The organism is Pseudoduganella namucuonensis, assembly GCF_900116645.1.
Taxonomy (GTDB): domain Bacteria; phylum Pseudomonadota; class Gammaproteobacteria; order Burkholderiales; family Burkholderiaceae_D; genus Rugamonas; species Rugamonas namucuonensis.
Map to the genome: position 1 here is coordinate 163,817 of NZ_FPBO01000007.1, position 23,267 is coordinate 187,083.

The 23,267-nt window shown below is 67.2% G+C and carries 20 protein-coding genes; 10 read left to right on the top strand and 10 right to left on the bottom strand.

The features are described from left to right. Positions 1–14: 14 nt before the first annotated feature. The 8 genes from BM436_RS10070 (at position 15) to BM436_RS10105 (ending at position 9,794) form a co-directional block, all read left to right on the top strand. On the top strand, positions 15–1,343 hold the full coding sequence (locus BM436_RS10070; protein ID WP_093555375.1) for an ABC transporter substrate-binding protein: 1,329 nt from the start codon (positions 15–17) through the stop codon (positions 1,341–1,343). After that, positions 1,340–2,206: a carbohydrate ABC transporter permease gene (locus BM436_RS10075; protein ID WP_093555376.1), complete on the top strand. Its 867-nt coding sequence runs from the start codon at positions 1,340–1,342 to the stop codon at positions 2,204–2,206. The genes BM436_RS10070 and BM436_RS10075 overlap by 4 nt, the downstream gene beginning before the upstream one ends. After that, positions 2,203–3,042 (top strand): carbohydrate ABC transporter permease, encoded by an 840-nt coding sequence (locus BM436_RS10080; protein WP_093555377.1) that lies wholly within the window; start codon positions 2,203–2,205, stop codon positions 3,040–3,042. The genes BM436_RS10075 and BM436_RS10080 overlap by 4 nt, the downstream gene beginning before the upstream one ends. Beyond that, positions 3,039–4,529, top strand: coding sequence for a beta-N-acetylhexosaminidase (nagZ, locus tag BM436_RS10085; RefSeq protein ID WP_093555378.1), 1,491 nt, complete (start codon positions 3,039–3,041; stop codon positions 4,527–4,529). Before BM436_RS10080 ends, nagZ begins: the two co-directional genes overlap by 4 nt. A gap of 89 nt (positions 4,530–4,618) precedes the next feature. Next, positions 4,619–5,920 carry an MFS transporter gene (locus BM436_RS10090; RefSeq protein ID WP_093555379.1) on the top strand — a complete coding sequence of 434 codons (1,302 nt, stop codon included), beginning with the start codon at positions 4,619–4,621 and terminating at the stop codon, positions 5,918–5,920. Between the two features lie 3 nt (positions 5,921–5,923). After that, positions 5,924–7,042 carry an ABC transporter ATP-binding protein gene (locus tag BM436_RS10095; protein ID WP_093555380.1) on the top strand — a complete coding sequence of 373 codons (1,119 nt, stop codon included), beginning with the start codon at positions 5,924–5,926 and terminating at the stop codon, positions 7,040–7,042. Positions 7,043–7,133: 91 nt separating this feature from the next. Next, the gene (locus BM436_RS10100) at positions 7,134–8,453 is read left to right on the top strand and encodes a tetratricopeptide repeat protein (protein ID WP_093555381.1); all 1,320 of its coding nucleotides are present in this window, start codon (positions 7,134–7,136) and stop codon (positions 8,451–8,453) included. Between the two features lie 147 nt (positions 8,454–8,600). Then, complete coding sequence (locus tag BM436_RS10105; RefSeq protein ID WP_093555382.1) at positions 8,601–9,794, top strand: DUF5009 domain-containing protein; 1,194 nt, start codon at positions 8,601–8,603, stop codon at positions 9,792–9,794. 16 nt (positions 9,795–9,810) lie between these two features. Here BM436_RS10105 and BM436_RS10110 read toward each other — a convergent pair whose 3' ends face one another. The 3 genes from BM436_RS10110 to BM436_RS10120 all read right to left on the bottom strand — a co-directional run bounded on the left by BM436_RS10110 (position 9,811) and on the right by BM436_RS10120 (position 14,527). Beyond that, positions 9,811–10,818 carry a glycoside hydrolase family 18 protein gene (locus BM436_RS10110; protein WP_093555383.1) on the bottom strand — a complete coding sequence of 336 codons (1,008 nt, stop codon included), beginning with the start codon at positions 10,816–10,818 and terminating at the stop codon, positions 9,811–9,813. Continuing rightward, the gene (locus tag BM436_RS10115) at positions 10,819–11,667 is read right to left on the bottom strand and encodes a cupin-like domain-containing protein (RefSeq protein ID WP_229489842.1); all 849 of its coding nucleotides are present in this window, start codon (positions 11,665–11,667) and stop codon (positions 10,819–10,821) included. Between the two features lie 61 nt (positions 11,668–11,728). Beyond that, positions 11,729–14,527: a TonB-dependent receptor gene (locus tag BM436_RS10120; RefSeq protein ID WP_093555384.1), complete on the bottom strand. Its 2,799-nt coding sequence runs from the start codon at positions 14,525–14,527 to the stop codon at positions 11,729–11,731. 375 nt (positions 14,528–14,902) lie between these two features. On the opposite strand from BM436_RS10120, the gene BM436_RS10125 reads away from it, so the two are divergent. Continuing rightward, a complete protein-coding gene (locus tag BM436_RS10125; RefSeq protein WP_093555385.1) occupies positions 14,903–15,643 on the top strand; it encodes a GntR family transcriptional regulator in 741 nt (246 codons plus the stop codon). Here the strand turns inward: BM436_RS10125 and BM436_RS10130 are convergent, their stop codons facing one another. Then, positions 15,644–18,391, bottom strand: a complete 2,748-nt coding sequence (locus BM436_RS10130) for a M16 family metallopeptidase (RefSeq protein WP_093555386.1) — start codon at positions 18,389–18,391, stop codon at positions 15,644–15,646. 114 nt (positions 18,392–18,505) lie between these two features. Here BM436_RS10130 and BM436_RS10135 point away from each other — a divergent pair, with 114 nt between their 5' ends. Next, entirely contained in the window at positions 18,506–19,144 is a 639-nt protein-coding gene (locus BM436_RS10135) for a hypothetical protein (RefSeq protein ID WP_143133056.1), read from the top strand. A 17-nt stretch (positions 19,145–19,161) separates the two neighbouring features. Here BM436_RS10135 and BM436_RS10140 read toward each other — a convergent pair whose 3' ends face one another. From BM436_RS10140 to rimM, 6 genes are all read right to left on the bottom strand, one after another. Further along, entirely contained in the window at positions 19,162–19,506 is a 345-nt protein-coding gene (locus BM436_RS10140) for a DUF3579 domain-containing protein (protein ID WP_093555388.1), read from the bottom strand. 190 nt (positions 19,507–19,696) lie between these two features. After that, the gene (locus BM436_RS10145; RefSeq protein WP_093555389.1) at positions 19,697–20,656 is read right to left on the bottom strand and encodes a CobD/CbiB family protein; all 960 of its coding nucleotides are present in this window, start codon (positions 20,654–20,656) and stop codon (positions 19,697–19,699) included. Between the two features lie 73 nt (positions 20,657–20,729). Beyond that, positions 20,730–21,392 carry a CoA pyrophosphatase gene (locus tag BM436_RS10150; protein WP_093555477.1) on the bottom strand — a complete coding sequence of 221 codons (663 nt, stop codon included), beginning with the start codon at positions 21,390–21,392 and terminating at the stop codon, positions 20,730–20,732. 68 nt (positions 21,393–21,460) lie between these two features. Further along, complete coding sequence (gene rplS, locus BM436_RS10155) at positions 21,461–21,847, bottom strand: 50S ribosomal protein L19 (protein WP_093555390.1); 387 nt, start codon at positions 21,845–21,847, stop codon at positions 21,461–21,463. 77 nt (positions 21,848–21,924) lie between these two features. After that, positions 21,925–22,695 carry a tRNA (guanosine(37)-N1)-methyltransferase TrmD gene (gene trmD / locus BM436_RS10160; protein WP_093555478.1) on the bottom strand — a complete coding sequence of 257 codons (771 nt, stop codon included), beginning with the start codon at positions 22,693–22,695 and terminating at the stop codon, positions 21,925–21,927. 30 nt (positions 22,696–22,725) lie between these two features. Beyond that, a complete protein-coding gene (rimM, locus tag BM436_RS10165) occupies positions 22,726–23,253 on the bottom strand; it encodes a ribosome maturation factor RimM (protein WP_177307099.1) in 528 nt (175 codons plus the stop codon). Positions 23,254–23,267: the final 14 nt, after the last annotated feature.

Genomic DNA, 23,267 nt, shown 5'->3' on the forward strand with positions numbered 1-23,267 from the left:
CCGCCCAGCCATCGATGAAGATCAAGAAAATGCTTGCCGCATTGATGGCCCTGGGGCTCGTCATGCCCGCATCGGCCGAAAAGATCGAATTCTGGACCTTCAGCATGAAGCCCAAATTCACGCCCTACTTCGAAGGCATCGTCAAGAAATACGAGGCGGCGCATCCCGGCACGCGGGTGGAATGGGTGGACTTCCCCTGGGATATCATCCAGACCAAGCTGGTGACGCGCATCGTGGCGGGCACGCCGCCGGCGCTGGTCAACCTGAACGTGCCGTGGGCCGATGAATTCGCGCGCGACGGCCTGCTCACGCCGGTCGACGCGCTGCTGGGCGAGGCCCGTCCGCGCTACCTCGCCAGCGCGCTGCAAGACCTGACCTTCGGCGGCAAGACCTACGGCTTCCCGCTGTACAGCAACGTCGCCGTCATCACCTACAACACCGACATCTTCAAGGCCGCCGGGCTGACGCGCGCGCCGCGCAGCCTGGACGAGCAGCTCGAATTCGCGCGCCGGATCGCGCAGCGCACCGGCAAGGCCGGCCTGTGTCCCGCGCTGTCCAAGATCGACGGCCTGATGATGCAGCAAGGCCTGCCCGTGATCGCCAACGGCCGCGCCGCCTTCAACTCGCCCGCGCATGTCGCGCTGATCGCCAAGCTGGCCGAGACCTACAAGGCCGGCGGCCTGCTCAAGGACAGCCTGTTCGCCGAGGACAACTTCCCCGCCGCCATCGACGCCTACAAGGGCGGCCGGCTCGGCATGCTGCTCGCGCCGCCGACGGCCGTGAAGCGCATCCAGACCGACGCCAGGGACATCTACGCGGTCACCGACGTGGCGCCGGCGCCGCTGGGGCCGACCGGCATCGCCGACGGCGGCTGGCTGATCCACTTCGCCGTGCCGGCCGGCGTGGACGGCAAGATGCTGCCCGCGATAGGCGAGTTCGCGCGCTACCTGACCAACGACGAGAACCAGTTGGCGTTCGCGAAGCAGGCCGCCGTGTACCCGGCGGCGGCGGCCGCGTCGCGCGACCCGTTCTTCATGGACGTGCCGCCCGGCGCGGGAGCGGCCGAGAAGGCGGTATCGGCGGGTGCCGTGTCGATGCCGTATTCGCGCACCATGTACGTCTCCGGCGTGGAGGACTACGACGAGTTGCGCCGCTCGCTGGTGAAGGCGGTGGAGGCCGGCGTCACCGGCCGCCAGGACATCAAGCAGGCGCTCGACGCCGCCGCCGCGATCTGGAACAAGAAGCTCGCGAAAACGCGCGCCGCCGGCCCGCAAAGCGAGCTGAGCCCCATTTGGGGCCAGGCCCCAAATGGGGCTCAGCTCGCCAACGGGGCGATGCCGTGAGCGCGCGCCGCACCACCCTGCAGGCGTGGCTGTTCCTGGCCCCCGCCCTGCTCCTGCTGGCCGCGTTTTCGTTCTGGCCGGTGGGCTTCGGCTCCTACCTGGCCTTCACCGACTACAGCCTGATACGCCCCACCCACTGGGTCGGCCTGGACAACTTCCGCTACATCTTCGACAACGAGATGTTCGTCACCGGCCTGAAAAACTCGCTGGTGTTCCTGTTGATGGTGCCTTTCGTGCAGGTCGGCGCGCTCGGCCTGGCGGTGCTGGTCAACAACCAGTTGCCCGGCATCCGCCTGTTCCGCGCCGCGTTCTACGTGCCGGTGGTGACCACCGTGTCCGTGGTCGGCATCATGTGGGGCTTCATGTTCCACGAACAGGGCGCGCTGAACTACGTGCTGATGGCCATGCGCCTGGTCGACGCGCCCGTGGGCTGGCTCTCCAACGACACGCTGGCGCTGTTCGCCATCATGTTCGTCACGCTGTGGCGCGGCCTGGGCTGGTATATGGTGATGTACCTGGCCGCGCTGCAGGCGGTCCCCGCCGACATGCAGGAGGCCGCCATCCTGGACGGCGCCACCCGCTGGCAGCGCTTCTGGCGGATCACCGTGCCCATGCTGCGGCCCACCATCATGGTGTGCTCCATCCTGTCCGTGCTGGCCGCGCTGAAGGCCTACCAGGAGGTCGACGTGCTCACCCAGGGCGGCCCGATGAACTCCACCTTCACCGCCCTGTACTACGCCTACGACCAGGGCCTCAAGCACCTGAAGCTGCCGCGCGCGCTGGCCGCCAGCTTCGTCGTGTCGATTTTCTGTGTCGGCATCGCCATGCTGTGCCTGCGCTACCTGAAGCCGAGGCATCGATGAACGCTTCAATCCATCCGCGCGCCCGAATCTCGCTACATTATCTCCTGCACTACCTGGCGCTGTGCGCGATCGCGCTGGTGTGCGTGTTCCCGTTCTGGTGGACGGTGGTGACCGCGCTGTCCAGCGAGGGCAACATCTTCGCCTTCCCGCCCACCTTCTGGCCCAAGGCGCCCACGCTGGACAATTTCGCCGAGGCCTTCCGCGTGATCCCCTTCCTGGCGTTCTTCAAGAACTCGGTGCTGATCGCGGCGTTCACGGTGTTCTGGAAGCTGGTGCTGTGCTCCATGGCGGCCTACCCGCTGGCGCGCATGCATTTCAAGGGCCGCCGCCTGGTGTTCGGCGTGATCCTGGCCACGCTGGTGCTGCCGTCCGAGGTGAACTTCCTGGTCAACTTCATCACGGTGACGAAACTGAGCCTGGTCGACACCTACGCCGGCGTGATCCTGCCCAACGTGGTCACCGCCGTCGCCATCCTGCTGCTGAAGCAGGCCTTCGAGGAGGTGCCGCAGGACTTGATCGACGCCGCCCGCGTTGACGGCGCCTCCGAATGGATGATCTTCACCCGCGTCATGCTGCCGCTGATCGCGCCGTGGCTGGCGACGGTCGGCATCCTGACGGCGGTGGAGGCCTGGAACGAGTACATCTGGCCCTCCATCGTGATGAGCAAGCCCGATCAATTCCCGCTGTCGGTGGGCGTGCTGTACCTGCGCGGCACCTTCGGCAGCAGCACCCGCGTGATCGCCGCCGGCACGGTGCTCACCATCCTGCCGACGCTGGCAGCCTTCCTCTTTACTCAACGATATTTCATGCGTGGCATGGATGGAGCCGTTAAATGAACACCCAACAAGAACTGCGAAAAATCGCCGGTCAACTGATCATGATCCGCTTCCCCGGCACCGTGCTGGACGCGGCGACGGCGGACTTCATCCGCGCCAACGGCATCCGCGGCGTGTGCCTGTTCCGGGGGAACATGACGGACTCCATCCAGCTCGCCAAGCTGACGGCCGACCTGCGCGAGGCCATCGGCCCGGACGCGCTGATCGCCATCGACCAGGAGGGCGGCGCGGTGGTGCGTTCGACCTGGGTGCCCGCGCCGCCCGCCGCCATGGGCCTGGGCGCGGCCGACGACGCCGAGCTGGCCCAGCGTACCGGCGCCGCCGTGGCGCGCGCCGTGAAGTCGCTGGGCTTCAACTGGAACTTCGCGCCGGTGCTGGACCTGAACAACAACCCGCACAACCCGGTGATCGCCGAACGCTCCTTCGGCGAGGATCCGCAGCGCGCCGCCGAACTGGCGATGGCCTGGATGGCGGGCAGCCACGCGGAAGGCGTGGCCTGCTGCGTCAAGCACTTCCCCGGCCACGGCGACACCCACGTCGATTCGCACCGCGACCTGCCGACCGTGGACAAGCCGCTGTCCGAGCTGGAGAACTTCGAGTTCAAACCCTTCAAGCTGGCGGCCGGCACGGCGCCGGCGATGATGACGGCGCACATCGTCTACCCGTCCATCGACCCCGAGAACCCGGCCACGATGTCGCCCGCCATCCTGGACGGCCTGCTGCGCAAGCAATGGAACTACCGCGGCGTGATCATCACCGACGGCATGGACATGCACGCCATCGCCGGCCGCTACGGCGTGGGCAACGCCGCCGTGCGCGCGCTGGCGGCCGGCGCCGACATGGTGATGGCGCTGGGCACGCCGGAAACGCAGGACGAGACCTTGAACGCCATCGCCGCCGCGCTGGCCGACGGCACGCTGGCGCAAGCGCAGGTGGACGAGCGCCTGGCGCGCCTGTCGGCGCTGGCGCAGGCCTATCCGTGCAAGCCGCGCTCGTACAAGGAGGACGCGGCGGACCGCGCCATCATGGCCGAGGGCTGGCGCCGCGCCCTGACCGCGCGCGGCAATCCGCGGCGGCCGGCCCCCGGCGCCAGGCTGCGCCTGGTGGCGCGGCAGGACGTGGTGAGCGACGGCGTGTCCGAGGCGGGCGTGCCGGCCGGCGTGGTGGCCGCGTCGCTGGGCAAGCTGTACGACGTCGAACTGGTGACCTTCGCGGACGCCAACACCTTCGACTGGAGCGCCCTGCCGCGGGACGGGCGCTACACGGTGCTGGCCTCGACCTCGCGCCTGCGCTACGGCGAGCATCCGCGCGCGACGTGGAGGCCGGACCTGCACCTGGCGCTGTGGAACCCCTACCAGGCGCTGGACATAGATGCTCCCGCGCTGCTGACCTACGGCTTCGCCGCGCCGGCGCTGGAGGCGGTGAACGCGTGGCTGGCGGGCGAGCTGGAGGCCAAGGGCCGCTGCCCGGTGCCGGGATTCGAATAAAAACCTACCGCAACCGCCGGGGTCAGACCCGGCGGGCCTGACCCCGGACTTCGCTTTGGGTTGGGGTTACACTAAAGGGACATCGCAACATGGACATCACCACCAAGCGCAGCCCGCTCACCTGGGTGCCGACGCTGTACTTCGCCCAGGGCCTGCCCTACTTCGCCGTCGCGCTGATCGCCAGCCTGATGTTGAAGAGCATGGGCGTGGCCAACGAGGACATCGCCCACTGGACCGCCTACATCGGCGCGGCCTGGATCTTCAAGCCGCTGTGGAGCCCCTTCCTGGAACTGGTCTCGAGCAAGAAGATCGTGGTGGTGACCTTCCAGCTGGCGGGCGGCGTCTGCCTCGGCCTGGTGGCGCTGGCGCTGCAGCTGCCGTTCTGGCTGTCCGCCTGCGTGGCCATGCTGGCCCTGGTGGCGATCTGCTCGGCCACCCACGACATCGCCTGCGACGGCCTGTACATCGCCAGCCTCACCGAGAAGCAGCAGGCCGAATACGCCGGCTGGACCGGCACCTTCTTCAACGCCGGCCGCTTCATCTCGCTGGGCGGCCTGGTGATCCTGGCCGGCTACCTGGAGAAGTCGCAGGGCGTGGTCCCGGCCTGGACCATCATCTTCTGCATCCTGGCCATCACCATGGTCGCGCTGGGCCTGTACCACAGCTGGTCGCTGCCGCTGGCGAAGAACGTGATCGCGCCGGACACCACGGCCGCCGGCATCGCCCGCACCCTGCGCGACGTGATCATCGACTACTTCCGCAAGCCCGGCATCTGGGTCTCGATCGCCTTCATCATCCTGTTCCGCGCCGGCGAGGCGCAGATCCAGACCATCGGCCCGCTGTTCCTGCGCGAGGCGCGCGAGCTGGGCGGCCTGGGCCTGTCGACCGCCGAGGTGGGCGCGGTGTACGGCACCAGCGGCACCATCGCCTTCATCGTCGGCAGCATCGCCGGCGGCTACTTCACCTCGTGGCTGAGCCTCAAGCGCGCCATCCTGTGGCTGATCCTCTCGGTCAACCTGCCCAACCTGGCGTTCTACCTGCTGTCGACCTGGCAGCCGACGGACCTGACGCTGATCGGCGCCATGCTCAGCATGGAGATGTTCGGCTACGGCTTCGGCTTCGTCGGCATCATCCTGTACATGATGCAGGTGGTCGCCCCCGGCAAATACCAGACCGCGCACTACGCCTTCTCCACCGGCGTCATGCAGCTGGGCTTCGTGCTGTTCAAATGGGTCAGCGGGAACATCCAGGTGGCGCTGGGCTACCAGGCCTTCTTCATCTGGGTGCTGATCAGCGCCATCCCGGTCGCCATCCTGTCGCAGCTGATCCCCATGCATTCCGGCGCCGGCGACGAGCCCCGCGGCGAAGCGCAAGCCGTCACCGCGAGCTAAAACATGTCCAGCGTCAGCCTCAAGAACGTCGTCAAGCACTACGACAAGCATCCCGTCATCCACGGCGTGGACCTGGACATCCGCGACGGCGAGTTCGTCGTCTTCGTCGGCCCGTCCGGCTGCGGCAAGTCCACCCTGCTGCGCATGATCGCGGGCCTGGAGGGCATCACCGGCGGCGAGCTGCATATCGGCGAGCGCCTGGCCAACGACGTGGCGCCGGCCCAGCGCCGCATCGCCATGGTGTTCCAGTCCTACGCGCTGTACCCGCACATGACGGTGTACGAGAACATGGCCTTCGCGCTCAAGCTGGCCGGCCACAAGCCGGCCGAGGTGCGGGAGGCGGTGGAGCGCGCCGCCGCCACCTTGCAGCTCACGCCCCTGCTCAAGCGCCGGCCCAAGGAGCTGTCCGGCGGCCAGCGCCAGCGCGTGGCGATCGGCCGCGCCATCGTGCGCAAGCCGGAGGTGTTCCTGTTCGACGAGCCGCTGTCCAACCTGGACGCCAGCCTGCGCGTGCAGATGCGGGTGGAGATCAGCCGTCTGCACCAGGAGCTGAAGACCACCATGATCTACGTGACGCACGACCAGGTGGAGGCGATGACGCTGGGCGAGCGCATCGTGGTGTTCAACGCCGGCCGCATCGAGCAGATCGGCACGCCGCACGAGCTGTACATCAATCCGGCCAACCTGTTCGTGGCCGGTTTCCTGGGCTCGCCGAAAATGAATTTCATGCCCGCCGTGGTGATGGCGGCGGCGCCGGATTTCATCGCCGTGGCGCTGCCCGGCGGCGCGCTGGTGGAGGTGGCGGCCGACGGCTCCAATGCCCAGCGCGGCGACCGGGTCACGCTGGGCGTGCGCGCCGAGCACCTGGCGCTGCGGGCGGATGACGACGAGGGCGGGAACCTGGTCCAGGCGGCGATCGGCCACGTCGAATACCTGGGCGACCTGTCCATCGTCTACGCGCGCCTGCCGGGCGTGCCGGAGATGGTGGCGGTCAAGCGGCCGGCCGAGGGCGAGCCGCTGGCGCCGGGCGCCGAGGCCAGGCTGCACCTGCCGCCGGAACGCTGTTTGCTGTTCGACGCGGAGGGGAAAAGCCTGCCCCGGACGGGCCCCCGCGCCATGTAACAGACGTTACAAAATCGCGCACGGCTGAATTCTGCATACCCGGTATTTTATGGGACAATAAGCGTTTGTCTCTTTGATTGAAGGATTTTCAATGTCCAAGTTTCGTTTTGCACGCACCAGCCTGATCGCGGCTGTCCTCGGCCTGAACTTCGCGCCAGCCATGCTGGGCGCGACCGCCGCACAAGCTGCCGAGAAGGCGCCCGCTCCGGAAGCCGCAAAGCAGGATACGATCCGTCCGGAACTGTACAAAATCATCGACCCGGCCCAGTTCAAACCGCTGCTGGCCGCCAAGAACTGGACCGAGGCGCAAGCCCGCATCGACCAGGGCGCCGCGCTGCCCAACCTGACGCCGTTTGAAATCTTCATCCTCAACCAGACCCGCGTGCAACTGGCCTCCGCCAGCGAGAACCACGCCATGCTGCTGCCCGCGCTGGAGGCGATGATCGAATCCGGCCGCCTGTCGCCGAAGGACAAGCTGGCCTTCATCGAGGCGAGCGCCAACACCTACTTCACGACCAAGGACTACGACAAGGCCATCGTCTGGTACAACCGCTACATCACCGAGGGCGGCGACGCGGCCAAGCAGCGTCCCAACGTGATCCGCGCCTACTTCCTGAAGAACGACTTCGCCACCGCCAAGGCCGAGCTGAAGAAAGACCTGGACGCCTACGCGGCGGCCGGCACCACGCCGAAACTGGAAGAGCTGAACCTGCTGGGCAATATCGGCATCAAGACCAAGGACACCGCCCTGTACCTGGAGGCGATCGAGCTGCTGGTCAAATACCACCCGACCGACGCCTACTGGAGCGACCTGCTGAACCGCACGCGCGGCAAGGCCAACTACAACACCCGCCTCGACCTGGACATCCTGCGCCTGAAGAAGGCCGCCATCTCCAAGCTGGAAGGCGACGACTACGTGGACCTGGCCGAACTGGCGCTGCTGGGCGGCTTCTTCACCGAGGCGAAGACCGCGCTGGACACCGGCTACGACGCCGGCCTGCTGGGCACCGGCGCCGACGCCGCCAAGCACAAGAAGCTGCGCGACCAGGCCAACAAGGGCGCCGCCGACGACGCCAAGAACATCGGCTCCGGCGAAGCCTCGGCGATGAAATCGAAGGACGGCGTCGGCCTGGTCAACCTGGGCTACGTCTACGTGACCATGGGCCAGTACGACAAGGGCATCGACCTGATGCAAAAGGGTATCGCCAAGGGCATCGCCAAGAATCCGGAAGACGCCAAGCTGCGCCTGGGCTACGCCTACGCGCTGGCCGGCAAGAAGGAAGAGGCGAACAAGATCCTGTCGGCCGTGCAAGGCAACGACGGCCGCGGCGACCTGGCCCGCTACTGGCTGCTGTGGAACAACCGTCCGGCGACGACCGCCGCCGCCGCCGCGCCGGCGGCCGCCAAGTAACACGGCGCGGACCAGCGTCCGCCTCCACCCACCGGGCCTCGCGCCCGGTTTTTTTTGTCCAAACCAGATGCAAAGCCCGGGGACAGACCCTTGGGGTCTGTCCCCGGATTCGGCCTCTGGTTTTGTTTTAGCCGACCATAGCGCACTATGCAAACCGCCAAACCCCGCCTCGCCAGCCTGGACGCCTTCCGCGGCTTCGTCATCCTCGCCATGATCTGGGTGAACTACATCGCCGGCATGCCGGGCATACCGCACTGGCTGGAGCACGCCGGCCCCAAGACGGACGGCGTCACGCTGCCGGACCTGGTGTTCCCGGCCTTCCTGCTGATCGTGGGCATGGCGATTCCGCTGGCGCTGCACAAGGAGTGCGGCCGCTTCGGCGCCGCGCTGCTCGGCAGGCTGCTGTGGCGCGCGGGCAGCCTGATGGTGGCCGGCGTGGTGCTGGCCAACGCCTACCGTTACGACGCCGCCACGGCCCTGCTGCCGCGCGCCGTCTACTTCCTGCTGTTCTACGTGGCGATGATACTGCTGTGGCGCCAGGGCGGCTCCCGGCGCTCGCCCGCTTTCTGGCTGGGCGCCGCGCTGATGGTGTTCCTGCTGGCCGCCTTCCGCGGCGAAATCAACGCGGAGTTCAGCGCCGTCCACCTGCAGCACACATGGTGGGGCATACTCGGCATGATAGGCTGGGCCTACCTGCTGTGCAGCCTGCTGTACCTCGCCACGCGCGGCGACGGCGCGGCACTGACGGGCTGCCTGGCGCTGCTGGTGGCGCTCTACATGGGCGGCACGGCGGGCGCGCTGCCCCTGCCCGGGGCGCTGATGGCATTCGTGAACGTGCCGCAGGTGCTGGGCTCCACCGCCGCCAACGTGATGGCGGGCGCCGTGGTCGGCCGGCTGTTCCTGCGCGACGGCGACGGCCAGCCGGTCGCGCACGGGCGCCGCATCCGCTTCATGGCCTGGTTCGCGCTGGCGCTGTTCGCGGCAGGCCTGCTGCTGCGGCCCTACCACGGCATCAACAAGATCCACGCGACCGCGGCCTACACGCTGGTCTGCGCCGGCCTGGTGCTGGCGCTGTTCCTGCTGTTCTATGTGCTGATCGACGTGCTGGGATGGGGCGCGTGGAGCGCAATGCTGATGCCGGCCGGAGCGAACGCGCTGTTCGCCTATATCGCGCCGGACCTGTGGGAGCAGCTGGCGGCGGCGCTGCGCCTGCCCCGCTTCTGGTGGCCCTACCTGGCCTCGGGCGGCGTCCCCGGGCTGCTGAACGCCGCCGCCATGACGCTGGCCATGATGGGACTGACGGCCCTCGCCAACCGGGCCGGCTTGAAACTCAAGTTCTAGAAACCGCGCTGAAAAATCAGCGCACCGGCTGGCCCAGGGCGCGCGCATACGCGCCGCCGGGCACGCCCTTCATGCCGCTGCAACCGCCGTCCACGCCTTTCACATCCGGGGCGCAGGGCTTGTCGCGGTCCAGCGACCAGTAATGCAGGCCCGCCAGCTTGAGCTTGCGCGCGGCCTTCACCAGCGTCTCCGCGTCGGCCACGGTGAACACATTCTCCACCACGTCGTTCACGCCTATCATCGCGGTCAGTTCGATCTGGCCATACGGCACCCGGTACTTCTCGTGCACATTGCGCGCGGCCCGCAGCGCGGAGGCGCCCATGTCGCAGCGGCCCTTGCGCACCACGCACACCTTCTTCGCGGCGGGACCGTAATCCATCACCATCAGGTTCAGCGTGTAGCCGCGCAAGCCCGCGCGCCGCACCGCCGCCAGCACCGTTTCCCCCATCCCGTTCAGGCTGTGGCGGCTGCCGTCGGAGGCCGCGTGGGTGGCGATCGTGAAACTCATGCGCAGTTTCGGGTGGCGCGCCTGCGCGGCGGCGATGCGCCGCACCAGCGCGTCGACCTGTTCCGGCGTCTGCTCGGCCTCGATATCGAAATCGATGCCCAGCATCTGCGGCGACAGGTAGCGCTGGATGAAGCGCTCCATGCCCTCGTCGCTGGCGCAGGTGAACACCCTGCCCTGGCCGCCGGTGGAGATGATGTAGCGCGCGCCGGCGGCCGCGAAGGCGGCCACGTTGGCGTCCGCCACGGCCTGGCCGGGCTGCCCGCCCCACTCCTCCTCGCCGCACTCGCCGCTGGCGAAGGCCCAGGTCAGTGGCTGCTTGTCGAAGCCGGAGCCGATGAAGGGCGCCGGCGCGCCGTCCGGCGCGATGGTGATCGCCTGGCCGCCGCCGCGATACAGGTCCAGCAGTTTGTAGGGGCTGTAGACATAGTCCTGCGCGGCGGCGGCGCCGCAGCCCAGCGACAGGGACAGCGCGGCGGCCAGTTTCGTGATCGTGAAAGTCTTGGTGGTGTTAGCCATTTATGCGTTCGTATGGTTGTGCGGGACCGCCATCGCCAGCACCCGGGCCTTGTCCAGGCCATTGGCGGCGGGGGCGGTCCACCAGTAGTTGACCATGGTGTTCAGCACGCCGATCGATTCGACGTGGTGCCACCACAGCGTGGGAATGTAGAGCGCGTCGCCCGGCTCCAGCTCGGCCACCTGGGCCGCTTGCAGCGCGGCGCGGAAGCGCGGAAAGCGCCCGAAGTCCGGCGCGCGGAAGGACACCATGCTGATCGGCGTGGGCGTGGGCGCGAAGTCCAGCGGCCCGATGTGCAGGTTGGCGGCCTGCTCCGGCGGGAACAGCGTGAAACGCCGGCGGCCGCTGACCACGCAGGCCAGGTTGTGCGATTCGTCGAAATGCGCCGGCGTCACCACCTCGTTGCCCAGCCAGAGCCGGGGCCGCGCGGCGGCCTCCACCAGCGGCATGGGATTGTCGGCGGCGAAGCCGGGCAGGCAGTCGTCCAGCAGCGCGCTCTGCATGGCCACCGCCGGCGCGGCCGGGAACATCGAGTAGCGCGCCACCTGCTCCAGCACCGCCGAGACGCTGCGCTTCGCGCGCATGAAGTTGAAGCCCCGCATGTCGTCCGCGTAGAACAACCGGCCCCGCGCCTCGGGCGGCATCAACACCGTGTCCGATTCGCCGCCCCGGTCGAAGCCCATCAGGTAGCGGGCCAGCGCCTCCGGCGACCGCGCGCCATGGCGCACCGCCGGCCAATGCCGCACCAGGCCACGCAGGATCAGCGGCTGGTTGGCGGCCACCAGGCCGGCCAAATCCATGGCCGGGTCGATGGACCTCGTCTCGGCCGCGCGGCTTAATTGTATCGTCATCGCAATTCCAGTCCAGGTAGCAAAAAACCCCGCCGCGGCGGGGTTTTCATCAAGCCCAAGATCAATACTTGAAGCGCAGGCCCGCGTAGTACTGGGCGCCATTGGAGTAGAAGCGCCCCGGCTGGTCCTTATTGTAGATGTAGTTCTTCAGAATCGGATTGTTCAGATTCTGGCCACTCAGGGTCAGCACGACATTCTTGCCGATCGAGTAGTTGAACGACGCCGACAACTGGCCCACCGAATCCTGGTACAGCGGCGTGCCGCGGTCCTGGGCCGCCAGGTAGGACGAGCGCCACGCGTAGCCGATACGCGCGTTGAAGGTGTCGTTCTCGAAGTAGCCGCCGATATTGGCGGTGACCTTCGAGGCGCCCAGCATGTCGCATGGATTGGTGCTGGTGACCGTGGTGGTGGCCGGGCAGCTGCCGAACTTCTGCTGGGAGTCGGCCAGCGTCAGGTTGCCGTCCACGCCGAAGCCCGCGCCCACCGGCAGTTGCAGCGCCAGTTCCAGGCCCTTGACCTTGGCGCCGACGTTGATCGGCGAGGTGATCACGTACTCGGCGAACACGCCCTTGCCGCTGAGCTGCGACGCGCGGCTGTCGATGAAGGTGGCGCGGCTGGTGCCGTAGCCCACGTAGTCCTTCAAGTCCATGAAGAACACGCCCACCGACGCCAGGGCGCGCGGCGCGAAGTACCACTGCAGCGTGCCGTCCAGGTTGGTCGACAGGGTGGGCTTCAGGGCGGCGTTGCCGCCGTTGCCGGTGTGGGTCTCGTCGGTCAGCGACACGGTGCCGCCCAGGGCGCCGAAGTCCGGACGGGTCATGGTGCGCGAGATGGCCAGGCGGGCGACGACATCCTTGGCGACGTCCAGGCGCAGGTTGGCGCTGGGCAGTACCTCGGTGTGGTTGTTGTCGATGCGGGTCTGCTGCACGAAACCGCCCCATGGGAAGGCCGGCAGGTTACCGCCCGGCAGCTGGTTCGGCAGGATCTGGTAGCCGTTCGAGCGGCCCTCGGTGCGCACCACGCGCACGCCGATGTTGCCGCTCCAGTTGTCGCCTTCCAGGTCGGTGGCCACGTAGGCGGCCTTGGTCTTCTCGGTCAGGTTGAACATGTCCGGATAGTAGACGCGGTCCGTGCTGCGGTTGGAGTGCAGGTCGCCCCACGCTTGCAGGATGCCGCGGTCCAGCTGCCACACATTGCGCGGGAAGTCGCCACCCAGGTCGCTGGCGAAGTCGCCGGGATAGGTGGTGCCGTTCCAGGCCGGATTGGTGTTGGCGGTGCCAGGCTCGGTGTTGGCCCAGTTCGGACCCTGCGCCACGGCGTAGTTGCTGCGCTTGTGGTCCGTGCCGCGCAGGCCGAACTTGATTTCCTTGAACACGCTGTCGCCGTCCAGGCGGTAGGCCGCGTCCAGCTGGCCGTAGGTCTCCTCGTCGGCCGTGGTGGCGGGGCTGTAGCCGAACACCCAGTCCAGCACAGTGCCGGTGAAGTTGGCGGTGTTAATGCTCGGGAATTTCACGGTCGCCGGCGAACCCAGGCCGTTGAGCTGGTAGCTCACGCCGGAGTTGTTGACGTCGCCCTCGTACACGCCCTGCGACGGGGTGGCGCCGGTGCCCTTGGTCTTGCCGAACTGGCCGCTGACGGTCAGGTTGTCGGTCGGACGCCATTTGCCGGCCAGGTCCAGGAACTCGGTCTTGGCGTAGGCGCCCTCGCGCACGATCTCGTCGACGATGCCGTAGCGCAGCGGCGCGGCGGCGGTGCCCTTGTTGACGAAGTTGACCGAGGTCAGCGTGCCGTTCTTGACCGTGTAGGAATCGGGCACCACGTTGCCGCCGAAGGCGCCGCTGCCGAACATGTCGGTCAGGTAGTTGCGGTTGTAGTTCGACGCCTCCAGCTTGGAGCTGAAGAAGGTCGCCTCCAGCGAGAAGTTGCGGCTGGGCTTGAACTGCACATCGACCATGCCGCCCTTGCGTTTGCGCTCCTGCTCGAACAGGGCGGAACCGATCAGGCGTGGATACCAGACATTGGCCAGGTCCGGCTTGGCCAGCGCCACCGGGCTGGTCGGCGATATCTGGGTGTACTGCAACAGCTCCTGGCCGTCGCGGCGCAGGCTGCGCTGCTCCGAGAAGCCCTGCAGCAGCACGCCCAGCGTGTTGGCCTCGTTCTTCCAGTTCACCAGCGCGGAGAACTGCGGGTCGGTCTTCTTGGCCAGCGTGGAATACACGGCCTGCACCGAGCCCTCGATCGCCAGCGGCGCCTTGAAGTCCAGCGGGTGGCGGGTGATCACGTCCACGGTGCCGGACACGCCGCCTTCGATCAGGTCGGCCGTCGGCGTCTTGCGCACGATGACCTGGCCGACGATTTCCGACGGCAGCAGCGAGTACGAGGCGGTACGGCCGACGGCGCCGCCCACCTGGTCCAGCACGAACCAGTCGCCGGACGACAGCGCGTGGCCGTTGATGGTGGTCTGGGTCAGGGCCGGCGCGGTGCCGCGCAGGCTGACGCGGTCGTTCTCGTCGAAGCCGCCGGAACCCGCCGCGGACGAGCTGATGTTCACGCCAGGCAGGCGCTGCAGCGAGTCGGCCACGTTCTTGTCCGGCATCTTGCCCACGTCTTCCGCAGTGATGACCTCGATGTTGGCGGCCGCGTTGCGCTTGACCGACAGCGATTGCTGAAGCGAGCCGCGAATACCACTTACGACCACCACCTCCGGTTCGCCCGCCGGCGCCGCTTGTGCCTGTTGCGCCTGTACCGGCGCGGCGACACTCAATACCAGTACCGCGGCGGCCGACGCGATCGGCGTCAGGCGATTAAAGCGGTGCGTTGGACGTTGTTCTTGGATACTTGCTGCCTGAATGCGCTTCATTTACTCCCCCTTGATGTGAGCTTTCGGTGAAAGCCCGAACGTATCGACTGGATCTTGATTGCCGGCCGCCGCGCTCCCCGCGACACCCGGCAGATCCTTCTATACAACCACTAACAAAACCAATTCAACGCCAATATACATCCAACCAATACCAGAACACTACCAATTTCCGTATTTTTTTCACATGTTGTTTGGGCCACACAGACCACTTTGCCAACAATCGGGCGTAGATAGCGCTACCTCCCTCTGGAATGGCGTGCAATCGACACGAACCGCTTATGATCAGGTATTTTTTTGGTATTATCGGACCGCAAGAAGTTGACACCGACAACAACGACGGCGCGCGGCGAAGGCGCCGCGACGGGGACCACAGAGATGACATCGCTTGCCCAGATCATGCGGCACCTGGCCGAGACCAGCAGCCAGCCGCTCTACCAGCAACTGCAGCGCGCCCTGCGCGAGGCCATCGACAAACGCATCTTCGGTCCGGACGAGGCGCTGCCGGCCGAGCGCCAGCTGGCCAGCGACCTGTCGGTCTCGCGCATCACGGTGCGCAAGGCGATCGACGGCCTGGTCGACGAGGGCCTGCTGATACGCCGCGCCGGTTCCGGCAATTTCATCAACACCCGCATCGAGAAGAACTTCGCCAAGCTGACCTCCTTTTCCGAGGACATGCGGGCGCGCGGGCGCACGCCGCGCAGCGTGTGGCTGAAACGCTCGGAGGGGACGGTGACGCCGGAGGAGGCGTTGCGGCTGCGGCTCGGTCCCGGCTCGCCGGTGTACCGCTTCAACCGCATCCGCTACGCGGACGAGATGCCGATGTGCCTGGAGTACGCCACCATCGCGGCCAGCGCCCTGCCCTCGCTGGAGGCGGTGGGGGTGTCGATGTACGAGGCGCTGGAGCAGGCCGGGAACCGGCCGGTGCGGGCGCTGCAGCGGCTGTCCGCGCTGCTGCTGAACGCGGAACAGGCCAATCTGCTGCAGGCCAGGGAGGGCGACGCCGGGCTGGCGGTGGAACGGCTGGGCTTCGTGCGCGACGGCCGCGCGGTGGAGTTTTGCCGCTCCATCTTCAGGGGCGATATGTACGACTTCGTGGCGGAGCTGAGCACCCCGTAGTTATTTCGCCTTGCTGGCGTCGCCGGCCGTCACCACGCTCAGCTTGCCGAGATCGACCGCCTTGCGGAAGGCCGCGTTCACCTGCGCCGCCGTCAACGCCTTCAGCTTGTCCTCGAAGGCGCGGCTCCAGGCGTAGGTGCGGTTCAGGTGCAGGAAGTTGGCCCAGCCCGAGGCCAGGATGCCGTCCTGCGAACGGTTCTGGATGCGCTGCTGCAGCATGCCCGACTTGGCGCCCGCCACCTCGGCCGGCGTGAAGCCGTCCTTCAGCGCGCGCGCCAGTTCCTCGTGGATCGCCGCCTCCAGCTTCTTCAGGTTTTGCGGCGCGGCGATGGCCGACAGGCCCAGGTTGCTGGCGCGGTCCACGTCGCTCACCGACAGCCCCGAGCCGCCGCCGTACGACAGGCCGTCCTTCTGCCGGATGCGGTCCATGATGCGCGACTTCAGCCCGCCGCCGCCGAGGATGTAGTTGGCCAGCTCCAGCGCCGGGTAGTCCGCGTCCTCCGTGTTCACGTCGATGTCGACGCGCGCCACGTAGAAGCCGTTCTCCTTGTCCGGCGTGTCGATGGTCTTGCGCAGCGGCGCCACCGGCGCGTTGCTGTCCAGGATGCGCGCGTAGTGCGCCTTGCTCCGCCAGCCCGCCAGCTCCTCGGACACCACCGCCTGCGCCGCGGCCGCATCGAAGTCGCCGACGATGGCCAGCTCGCCCTGCGAGGCGCCGTAGAACTCGCGGTGGTAGGCCTGCAGGTCCTCCAGCTTGAGCGCCTTGATGCCGGCGATGGTCTCGTCGGTGCTCATCGCCGCGCGCGGGTCGCCTTTCGGATGGTGGTTGTAGTGCTGCGCCAGCGCCTCGGACGCCAGCACCTCCGGCTCGTTGCGCGAGGCCTCCACGCTCACCAGCCACTGCTGGCGCATCTGCTCGAATTCGGCCGGATCGAACTTCGGCTCCTTCAGCACATGGGCCGTCAGGCGCAGCGCCTCCGGCAGGTTGGCGCGGGTGGTCTCGAACTGGTTGACGCCGCCCGACATCTTCAGCTTCTCGCGCGCGTCGGCCAGCTGCGCGCGCGTGTACTTGCTGGTGCCGCGGCTGAGCATCTGCTGCACCGCCGCCGACACCAGCGTCTTGCCGAACTGGTTCTTCTCGTCGCCCCAATGCAGGCGCAGCGCCACCGACACGGCCTCGCCGCGGTTCTTCTTCGGCAGCAGCGCCAGCTTGACGCCGCCTATGGTTTTCAGCTCGGTGCGCGCCAGGATGTTCTCCTGGCTGGGATCGAACACCTCCGACACCAGCGTGTTCTCCTTGCCCTGGAAGGCCTGCATCACCTTGTCCACGGTGGGCGCGGCGGTGATCTCGGCGCGCAGCGGCGCGTCCTCCGGCACGAACTCGCCGACGGTGCGGTTGTCGCGCCGCAGGTAGGCGGCGGCCGCCTTGGACACCTGCTCCGGCGTCACCTTGGCCAGGCTGTCGCGGCCCAGGAACAGCAGGCGCCAGTCGCCCAGCGCGATGGTCTCGGACAGCGCCACGCCCACCTTCTGCGGGTCGTTCAGCGCCTTCTCGATGCTGTTGCCGATATTGCGGCGCACGCGCTCCATCTCCTCGGCGGTCGGCGGCGTCCTGGCGAAGCCCTCCACCGCCGCCACCAGTTCCTCGCGCACCGGCCCCAGGGGCTGGCCCGCCTTCACCACCGCGCCTATCATTTGAAGGCCCGGCGCGTAGCCGGTCTGGCCGAAGCTGAACACCTGGGCCGCCTTGCCGGTTTCCACCAGCGCCTTGTGCAGGCGGCCGTTCGGCGTGTCGCCCAGGATCTCGGACGTGAAGCTCAGGGCGTCGCTGTCGTCATGCAGCGCGGCCGGGATCTTGTAGCCCAGCGCGACGATCTGCAGGTCGCCCTTGCGGCGCACGATGAAACCGCGCTCGCCGTCCTGGGTCGGCTCCACGGTCCAGAACGGCGGCAGCTTGCGCTTGGGCCTGGGGATGGCGCCGAAGGTCTTCTGGATCAGGGCCAGCGTCTGCGCCGCCTCGAACTTGCCGGCCACCAGCAGCACCGCGTTGTCCGGCTGGTAGTAGGTGCGGTAGAAGGCCTGCAGGTTCTCGATCCTGACGTTCTCGATGTCGCTGCGGTTGCCGATGGTGGAGCGGCCGTAGCTGTGCCAGTCGTAGGCCACGCTCTGCATGCGCTTCAGCAGCGCCTCGAAGGGGCTGTTCTCGCCGCTCTCGTACTCGTTGCGCACCACCGTCATTTCCGAGTCCAGGTCCTTCTTCGCGACGAAGGAATTGACCATGCGATCGGCCTCCATCTCCAGCGCCCATTTCAGGTTGTCGCCGCCGGCCTGGAACACCTCGTAGTAGTTGGTGCGGTCGTAGGAGGTGGTGCCGTTGAACTCCATGCCGCGGTCGGCGAACTGCTTGGGGATGCTGCGGTTCTTCGGCGAGCCCTTGAACAGCATGTGCTCCAGCAAATGCGCCATGCCGGTCTCGCCGTAGTTCTCGTGGCGCGAGCCCACCAGGTAGGTGACGTTGACGGTGACGGTGGGCTTGGAGGCGTCCGGGAACAGCAGCACCTTCAGGCCGTTCGGCAGGCGGTATTCGGTGATGCCCTCCACCGAGGGTCCCTTGACCACGCCGGCCGGCAGCGGGATGGAGGACGGCGCCGCGGGCGGGGCGCCGAAGGCGGGAGGCAGCAGCGCCAGGCCGCACAGCAACAGGGTGATTGGGGCTTTGGACAAATACGCTGGCAGGTGTGGGCTCATGAACTCGGCAAGATGGACAAAACGCTATCCTACCCCGTAAGGCCGTGACAAAGCACGCATTTTGAAGGGCCCTCGCCTCGCTATACTGGCGCGTCTCCACTTTTCGCCATGCACATGAAATTCAGCTCCATGATCCCGCTCGCCCTGGCCCTGGCCGCCGCCACCGCCCTCGCCGTATGCTGTCCGGGCGCGATGGCGCAGGAACGCGGCGGCGACCCGCTCGGCAAGCTGGCGCACTGCTTCGACGATGGCGAGTTCCGCGTGGCGTCCATGGACCGCCTGCCGGCGACCAAGCGCTTCCGCGAGGTGGCGACCGTGGCCGGCACGGCGCAGGTGTCGACGGCGGACGGCTACCGCATGCTGCTGCATCAGCGCAGCAAGGCGCCGCTGGTGAATTTGAAACTGGAGAAATCGGCCGACGGCCGCTTCGAGCAGGACCGCGGCGCCGTGCTGGCGCACATGGAACTGTTCTCGGACAGCCGCACCGACCACGCGCAGGAACTGCAGGTGTCCACGCGCGACGGCGTGGAGGTGATGGCGCTGAACAAGTCCCGCATCGACGCCGGCGGCCCGCTCAGCTTCTACAGCTTCGCGCACCAGGGCAGCGGCACCATCGGCACCGCCTACATCCTGAGCCAGCCGGAGGCCGTGCGCGAATTCAACACCTACGACGAGTACGCGTCGCTGCGCGACCGCTTCGTGGGCAAACTGGTGCGCTGCATGGCGCAGCAGGACGGCACGCCCAAAGGCTAAGGTTGCGGCTCGCGGCGTCAGCCCTGCGGATCGCCCGGCAAGGGCAGGAAGCAGGCGTCGACGATCTGCAGGCCGTTGTCCTTGGCGAAGTTGACGACGAAGTGGTAGGCCATCGGCTCGATCTCCCTGAGCGTGTGGCTGACCACGACCGACTTGGCGCCGTTGATGACGGTGGGCCGGACATAGGGGGAGAACTGCAGGTGGGCGTTCGGCCCGCCCGTGCCCTCGGGACGGAAACAGGACATGACGCCGCACAGACGTTCCGCCCAGTCGCTGGGGCGGAACTGCTTGCCATCGGCCGTGAGGCCTAGGATAAAGAACTCGTTGGCCAGTTCTTTCTTGGGTTGAGCTGACTCGGCCATAGGTGACTTGTGGGAACCTGGGTGCGTGGAAAATTCTTAGGTATTATATCTTATAGAAGACCTAAGCAGGTAAGTACTTGATTTGCAAAGCCCGATTCGCAAAGCGGGCTGGCGGCGGCGCTTGAAAAAGCGCCGCCGCCAGCCCGCCATTGTACGCCCGCCTTCTGTCAGCCAGCTTTCAACTTCGCGATCAACCCAGCCACACTGCGCCGGAAAGCAACAGCAGCAGCATCATCCACAGCAGCAGCGCGCGCCACACCAGGCCCACGGTGCTTTGCAGCGCGCGCACGCCCGGCTCCTCGCCCGGCAGCGCCTCGGCCTCCATGTCGCCGCCGCTGTCGACCACGGCCGCGTCGGCCGGCAGCACGCGCGGCGCGCTCTCCTGCGGGGTGCCCAGGCGCACGCCCATGGCGCCGCCGCCGGCGGCCAGGATGATGCCGCGCGCCTCGTCGCTCCAGCGGTGCGCGAAGTTGCGCCAAGCGTAGATCGCGTCCTCGAAATTGCCGACCACGGCGAAGGCCACGGCGGTCAGGCGCACCGGCACCCAGTCGATCCAGTAGAAGGCCTTGGCGGCGAAGATGCCGAAGGCCTCGTTGCGCATGTGCTCGGGCTCGTTCCAGGCGCGCGCCAGGTATTCGGACACGCGGTACAGCACCGCGCCGGCCGGGCCGAGCGTCAGGAACCAGAAGAACACGCCGAACACGTTGCGGTGCGTGGTGATCAGGGCCTTCTCGACGGCGACGCGGGAGATCTCGCCGGCCTCCATGCCGACCGTGTCCATCCTGGTCCACTCGGCCAGCAGCGCGCGCGCGGCGGCCTCGTCGCCCGCGTTCAACGCCAGCTGGATGGAGGTGAAATAGTGGCTGTAATGGCGGAAGCCCAGCGTGAGGTAGACGATCAGCACATTCCACGCGAAGGGGGCCAGGAACGGGTCGTAGTGTTTCAGCATCAGGTGGATCAGCGCGGTCGGCACCACCAGCGCGCCCATCATCAGGCACCAGCCCATGCGGCCGTGGTTGGCGTGTCCCGCGTTGAACCAGGCTTCCATGCGCACCGCCAGGCTTTTGATCTCGGCGTAGATGGGATTGTCCGCGCGTAGCGGCTTCATCTGCTCCAGCAAGAGAGCGCACAGAATGGAGAGAAATGTCATCAAACGTCCTTTAAATCAGCGATGCCGCAATGCCCGCTACGATAGCGCAGAGGACCGCCGGAATCAAACTTATTCAAGCCCGCAGGAAGTGGAACAGATTGCGCAGCATGCCGGCCGTGGCGCCCCAGATGTAGTAGCGCTGGTAGGGCATGGCGTAGAAGGTGCGCTTGCCGTTGGCCAGCTGGGCCGAGACGCGCTGGTGGTTCAGGCCGTCCATCAGGAAGGCCAGCGGCACCTCGAAGATCTCGGCCACCTCGCGCGGGTCCGGCGTCAGCTCGAACGGCGGCTTGAGCAGCGCCACCACCGGGCTCACGCTGTAGCCGGTGCCGGTGTAATAGGTGGGCAGCGTGCCCAGCACGTCGGCGTGCGCGCGCGCCAGGCCGATCTCCTCCTCCGCCTCGCGCAGCGCGGTGTCGACCGGGCCGGCGTCGTAGTCCTCGGCGCGGCCGCCGGGGAAGCTGATCTGGCCGGCGTGGTCGGTCAGGTGTGCGGTGCGCAAGGTCAGCAGCAGGGTCAGGCCGCGCTCGCGCTCGACCAGCGGCACCAGCACGGCGGCCGGCGTGGGCACGGCGCGCGTCGACATGCCGGCCTCGTCGGTGGTTTCGGGCAGCCACTCGGGCGGCAGCGCGAAGCGCGCGCGCAGCCAGTCGGGCGCCAGGCGCTCCGGGGCCACGGCCGGTTCGCCGGCGATCGAATCTATCGGGAGTTGCTGCGGGTCGAACACGAGCTTGGCCACCATTGAGTCCCTTCAAATGCAAAAAAGGGGCACCACCCTGGCGCCCCTTTCCCCAAACCCAGTCGCTATTACGCTTCTGCTTTTTTCGCCGCTGGGCGACGGTTTGGCAGTTTTTCCTTGATACGTGCGGATTTGCCCGAACGGTCGCGCAGGTAGTACAGCTTGGCGCGACGCACGTCGCCGCGGCGTTTCACTTCGATCGAAGCGATCAGCGGGGAGTACAGCTGGAAGGTACGCTCGACGCCTTCGCCGGACGAGATCTTGCGAACGATGAAGTTCGAGTTCAGGCCGCGGTTGCGACGGGAGATCACCACGCCTTCGTACGCCTGGGCGCGCTTGCGGGTGCCTTCGACGACGTTGACGTTGACGACAACGGTATCGCCGGGGGCAAATTCAGGGATGTTTTTGCCCAGGCGAGCGATTTCTTCTTGCTCGAGTTGTTGAATCAGGTTCATGTAAGACTCCAATAACCATCATGCCGGCGCGCACTTCGCCCGGTAGAGGATGGGGTTAAAACAGGCAGGCGGAATGCCTACTCGGCTACTGCGACGGGTTTTTCTAAACCCGCCAAAAACTTTTCATCCTGGCGCGTCAGCAATCCTGCCTCGCGCGCCTTGGACAGCAAATCCGGGCGCTTGCGCGCGGTCGCCTCCAGCATGCGCTGGCGGCGCCATTTCACGATCTCGGCGTGGTTGCCGCCCATCAGGACCGGCGGCACCGACTCGCCCTCGTACGTTTCCGGCCGCGTGTAATGCGGCGAATCGAGCAGGCCGTTGACGAAGCTGTCCTCGACCGCCGAGGCGTCCGTGTTCAGCACGCCCGGCAACTGCCGCACCACCGCGTCCATCAGCGCCATCGCCGGCAATTCGCCGCCGGACAACACGAAGTCGCCCAGGCTGATCTCCTCGTCGACGCAGCGGTCCAGCAGGCGCTGGTCGACCGCCTCGTAGCGGCCGCACAGGATCACCAGGCCGGGCTCGGCTTTCAGCGCCATCACGCGTTCGTGCGTCAGCTGCCTGCCCTGCGGCGACATGAACACCACCCGCGGCGCCGGCAGGCCGGCGTCCACCTGGCGCCGCTTCGCGGCGGCGATGGTCGCCTCCAGCGGCTTGGCCAGCATCACCATGCCGGGACCGCCGCCGTAAGGGCGGTCGTCCACGGTGCGGTGGTTGTCGGTGGTGAAATCGCGCGGATTCCACAGCGACAGGCCCCAACGTTGCTGCTCGAAGGCGCGGCGGGTGACACCCGACTGCGTCAGCGCGGCGAACATTTCCGGGAACAGGGTTACGACATCGAATTGCATCGCCATCCGGCTCCACAGGTACGCTGGCGACTAATAGTCCAGGCCCCAGTCCACCGTGATCTTCTTGGCTTCCTTGTCCACCTTGATGATGAACCGGTCGACAAACGGGATCAGGCGCTCGGCCTGCGCTACGCCCTCGGCGTCGGCGACCGGAGCGACCCGCAGTATCGACTGCGGACCGTTGCTCATCATGTCGCCGACCACGCCCAGGTGTTCGCCCTGCAAATTCTCTACTGCCAGCCCGATCAGATCGGACCAGTAAAATTCATCTGTTTCCAGCTCGGGGAAATGGCTGCGGCGCACATAGACGCCGGCGCCCTTCAGCGCCTCCGCCACGTCGCGGTCAGCCAGGCCCACCAACTGGGTCACGACGTCGCCGCCGTGCAGCTTGGCGCGGCGCACATCGACATCGTGCAGGCCGGGTTTATCCAGCCACCAGGTTTTGGCGTGCAACAAGGCATCCGCGTCGTCGGAAAAAGGGCGCACCCTGATTCCGCCCGCCAGGCCGTAGGCGCCGAAGACGAAGCCCACCTGCACCAGATCCTCGGGGACTTGCACCCCGGATGCCATCT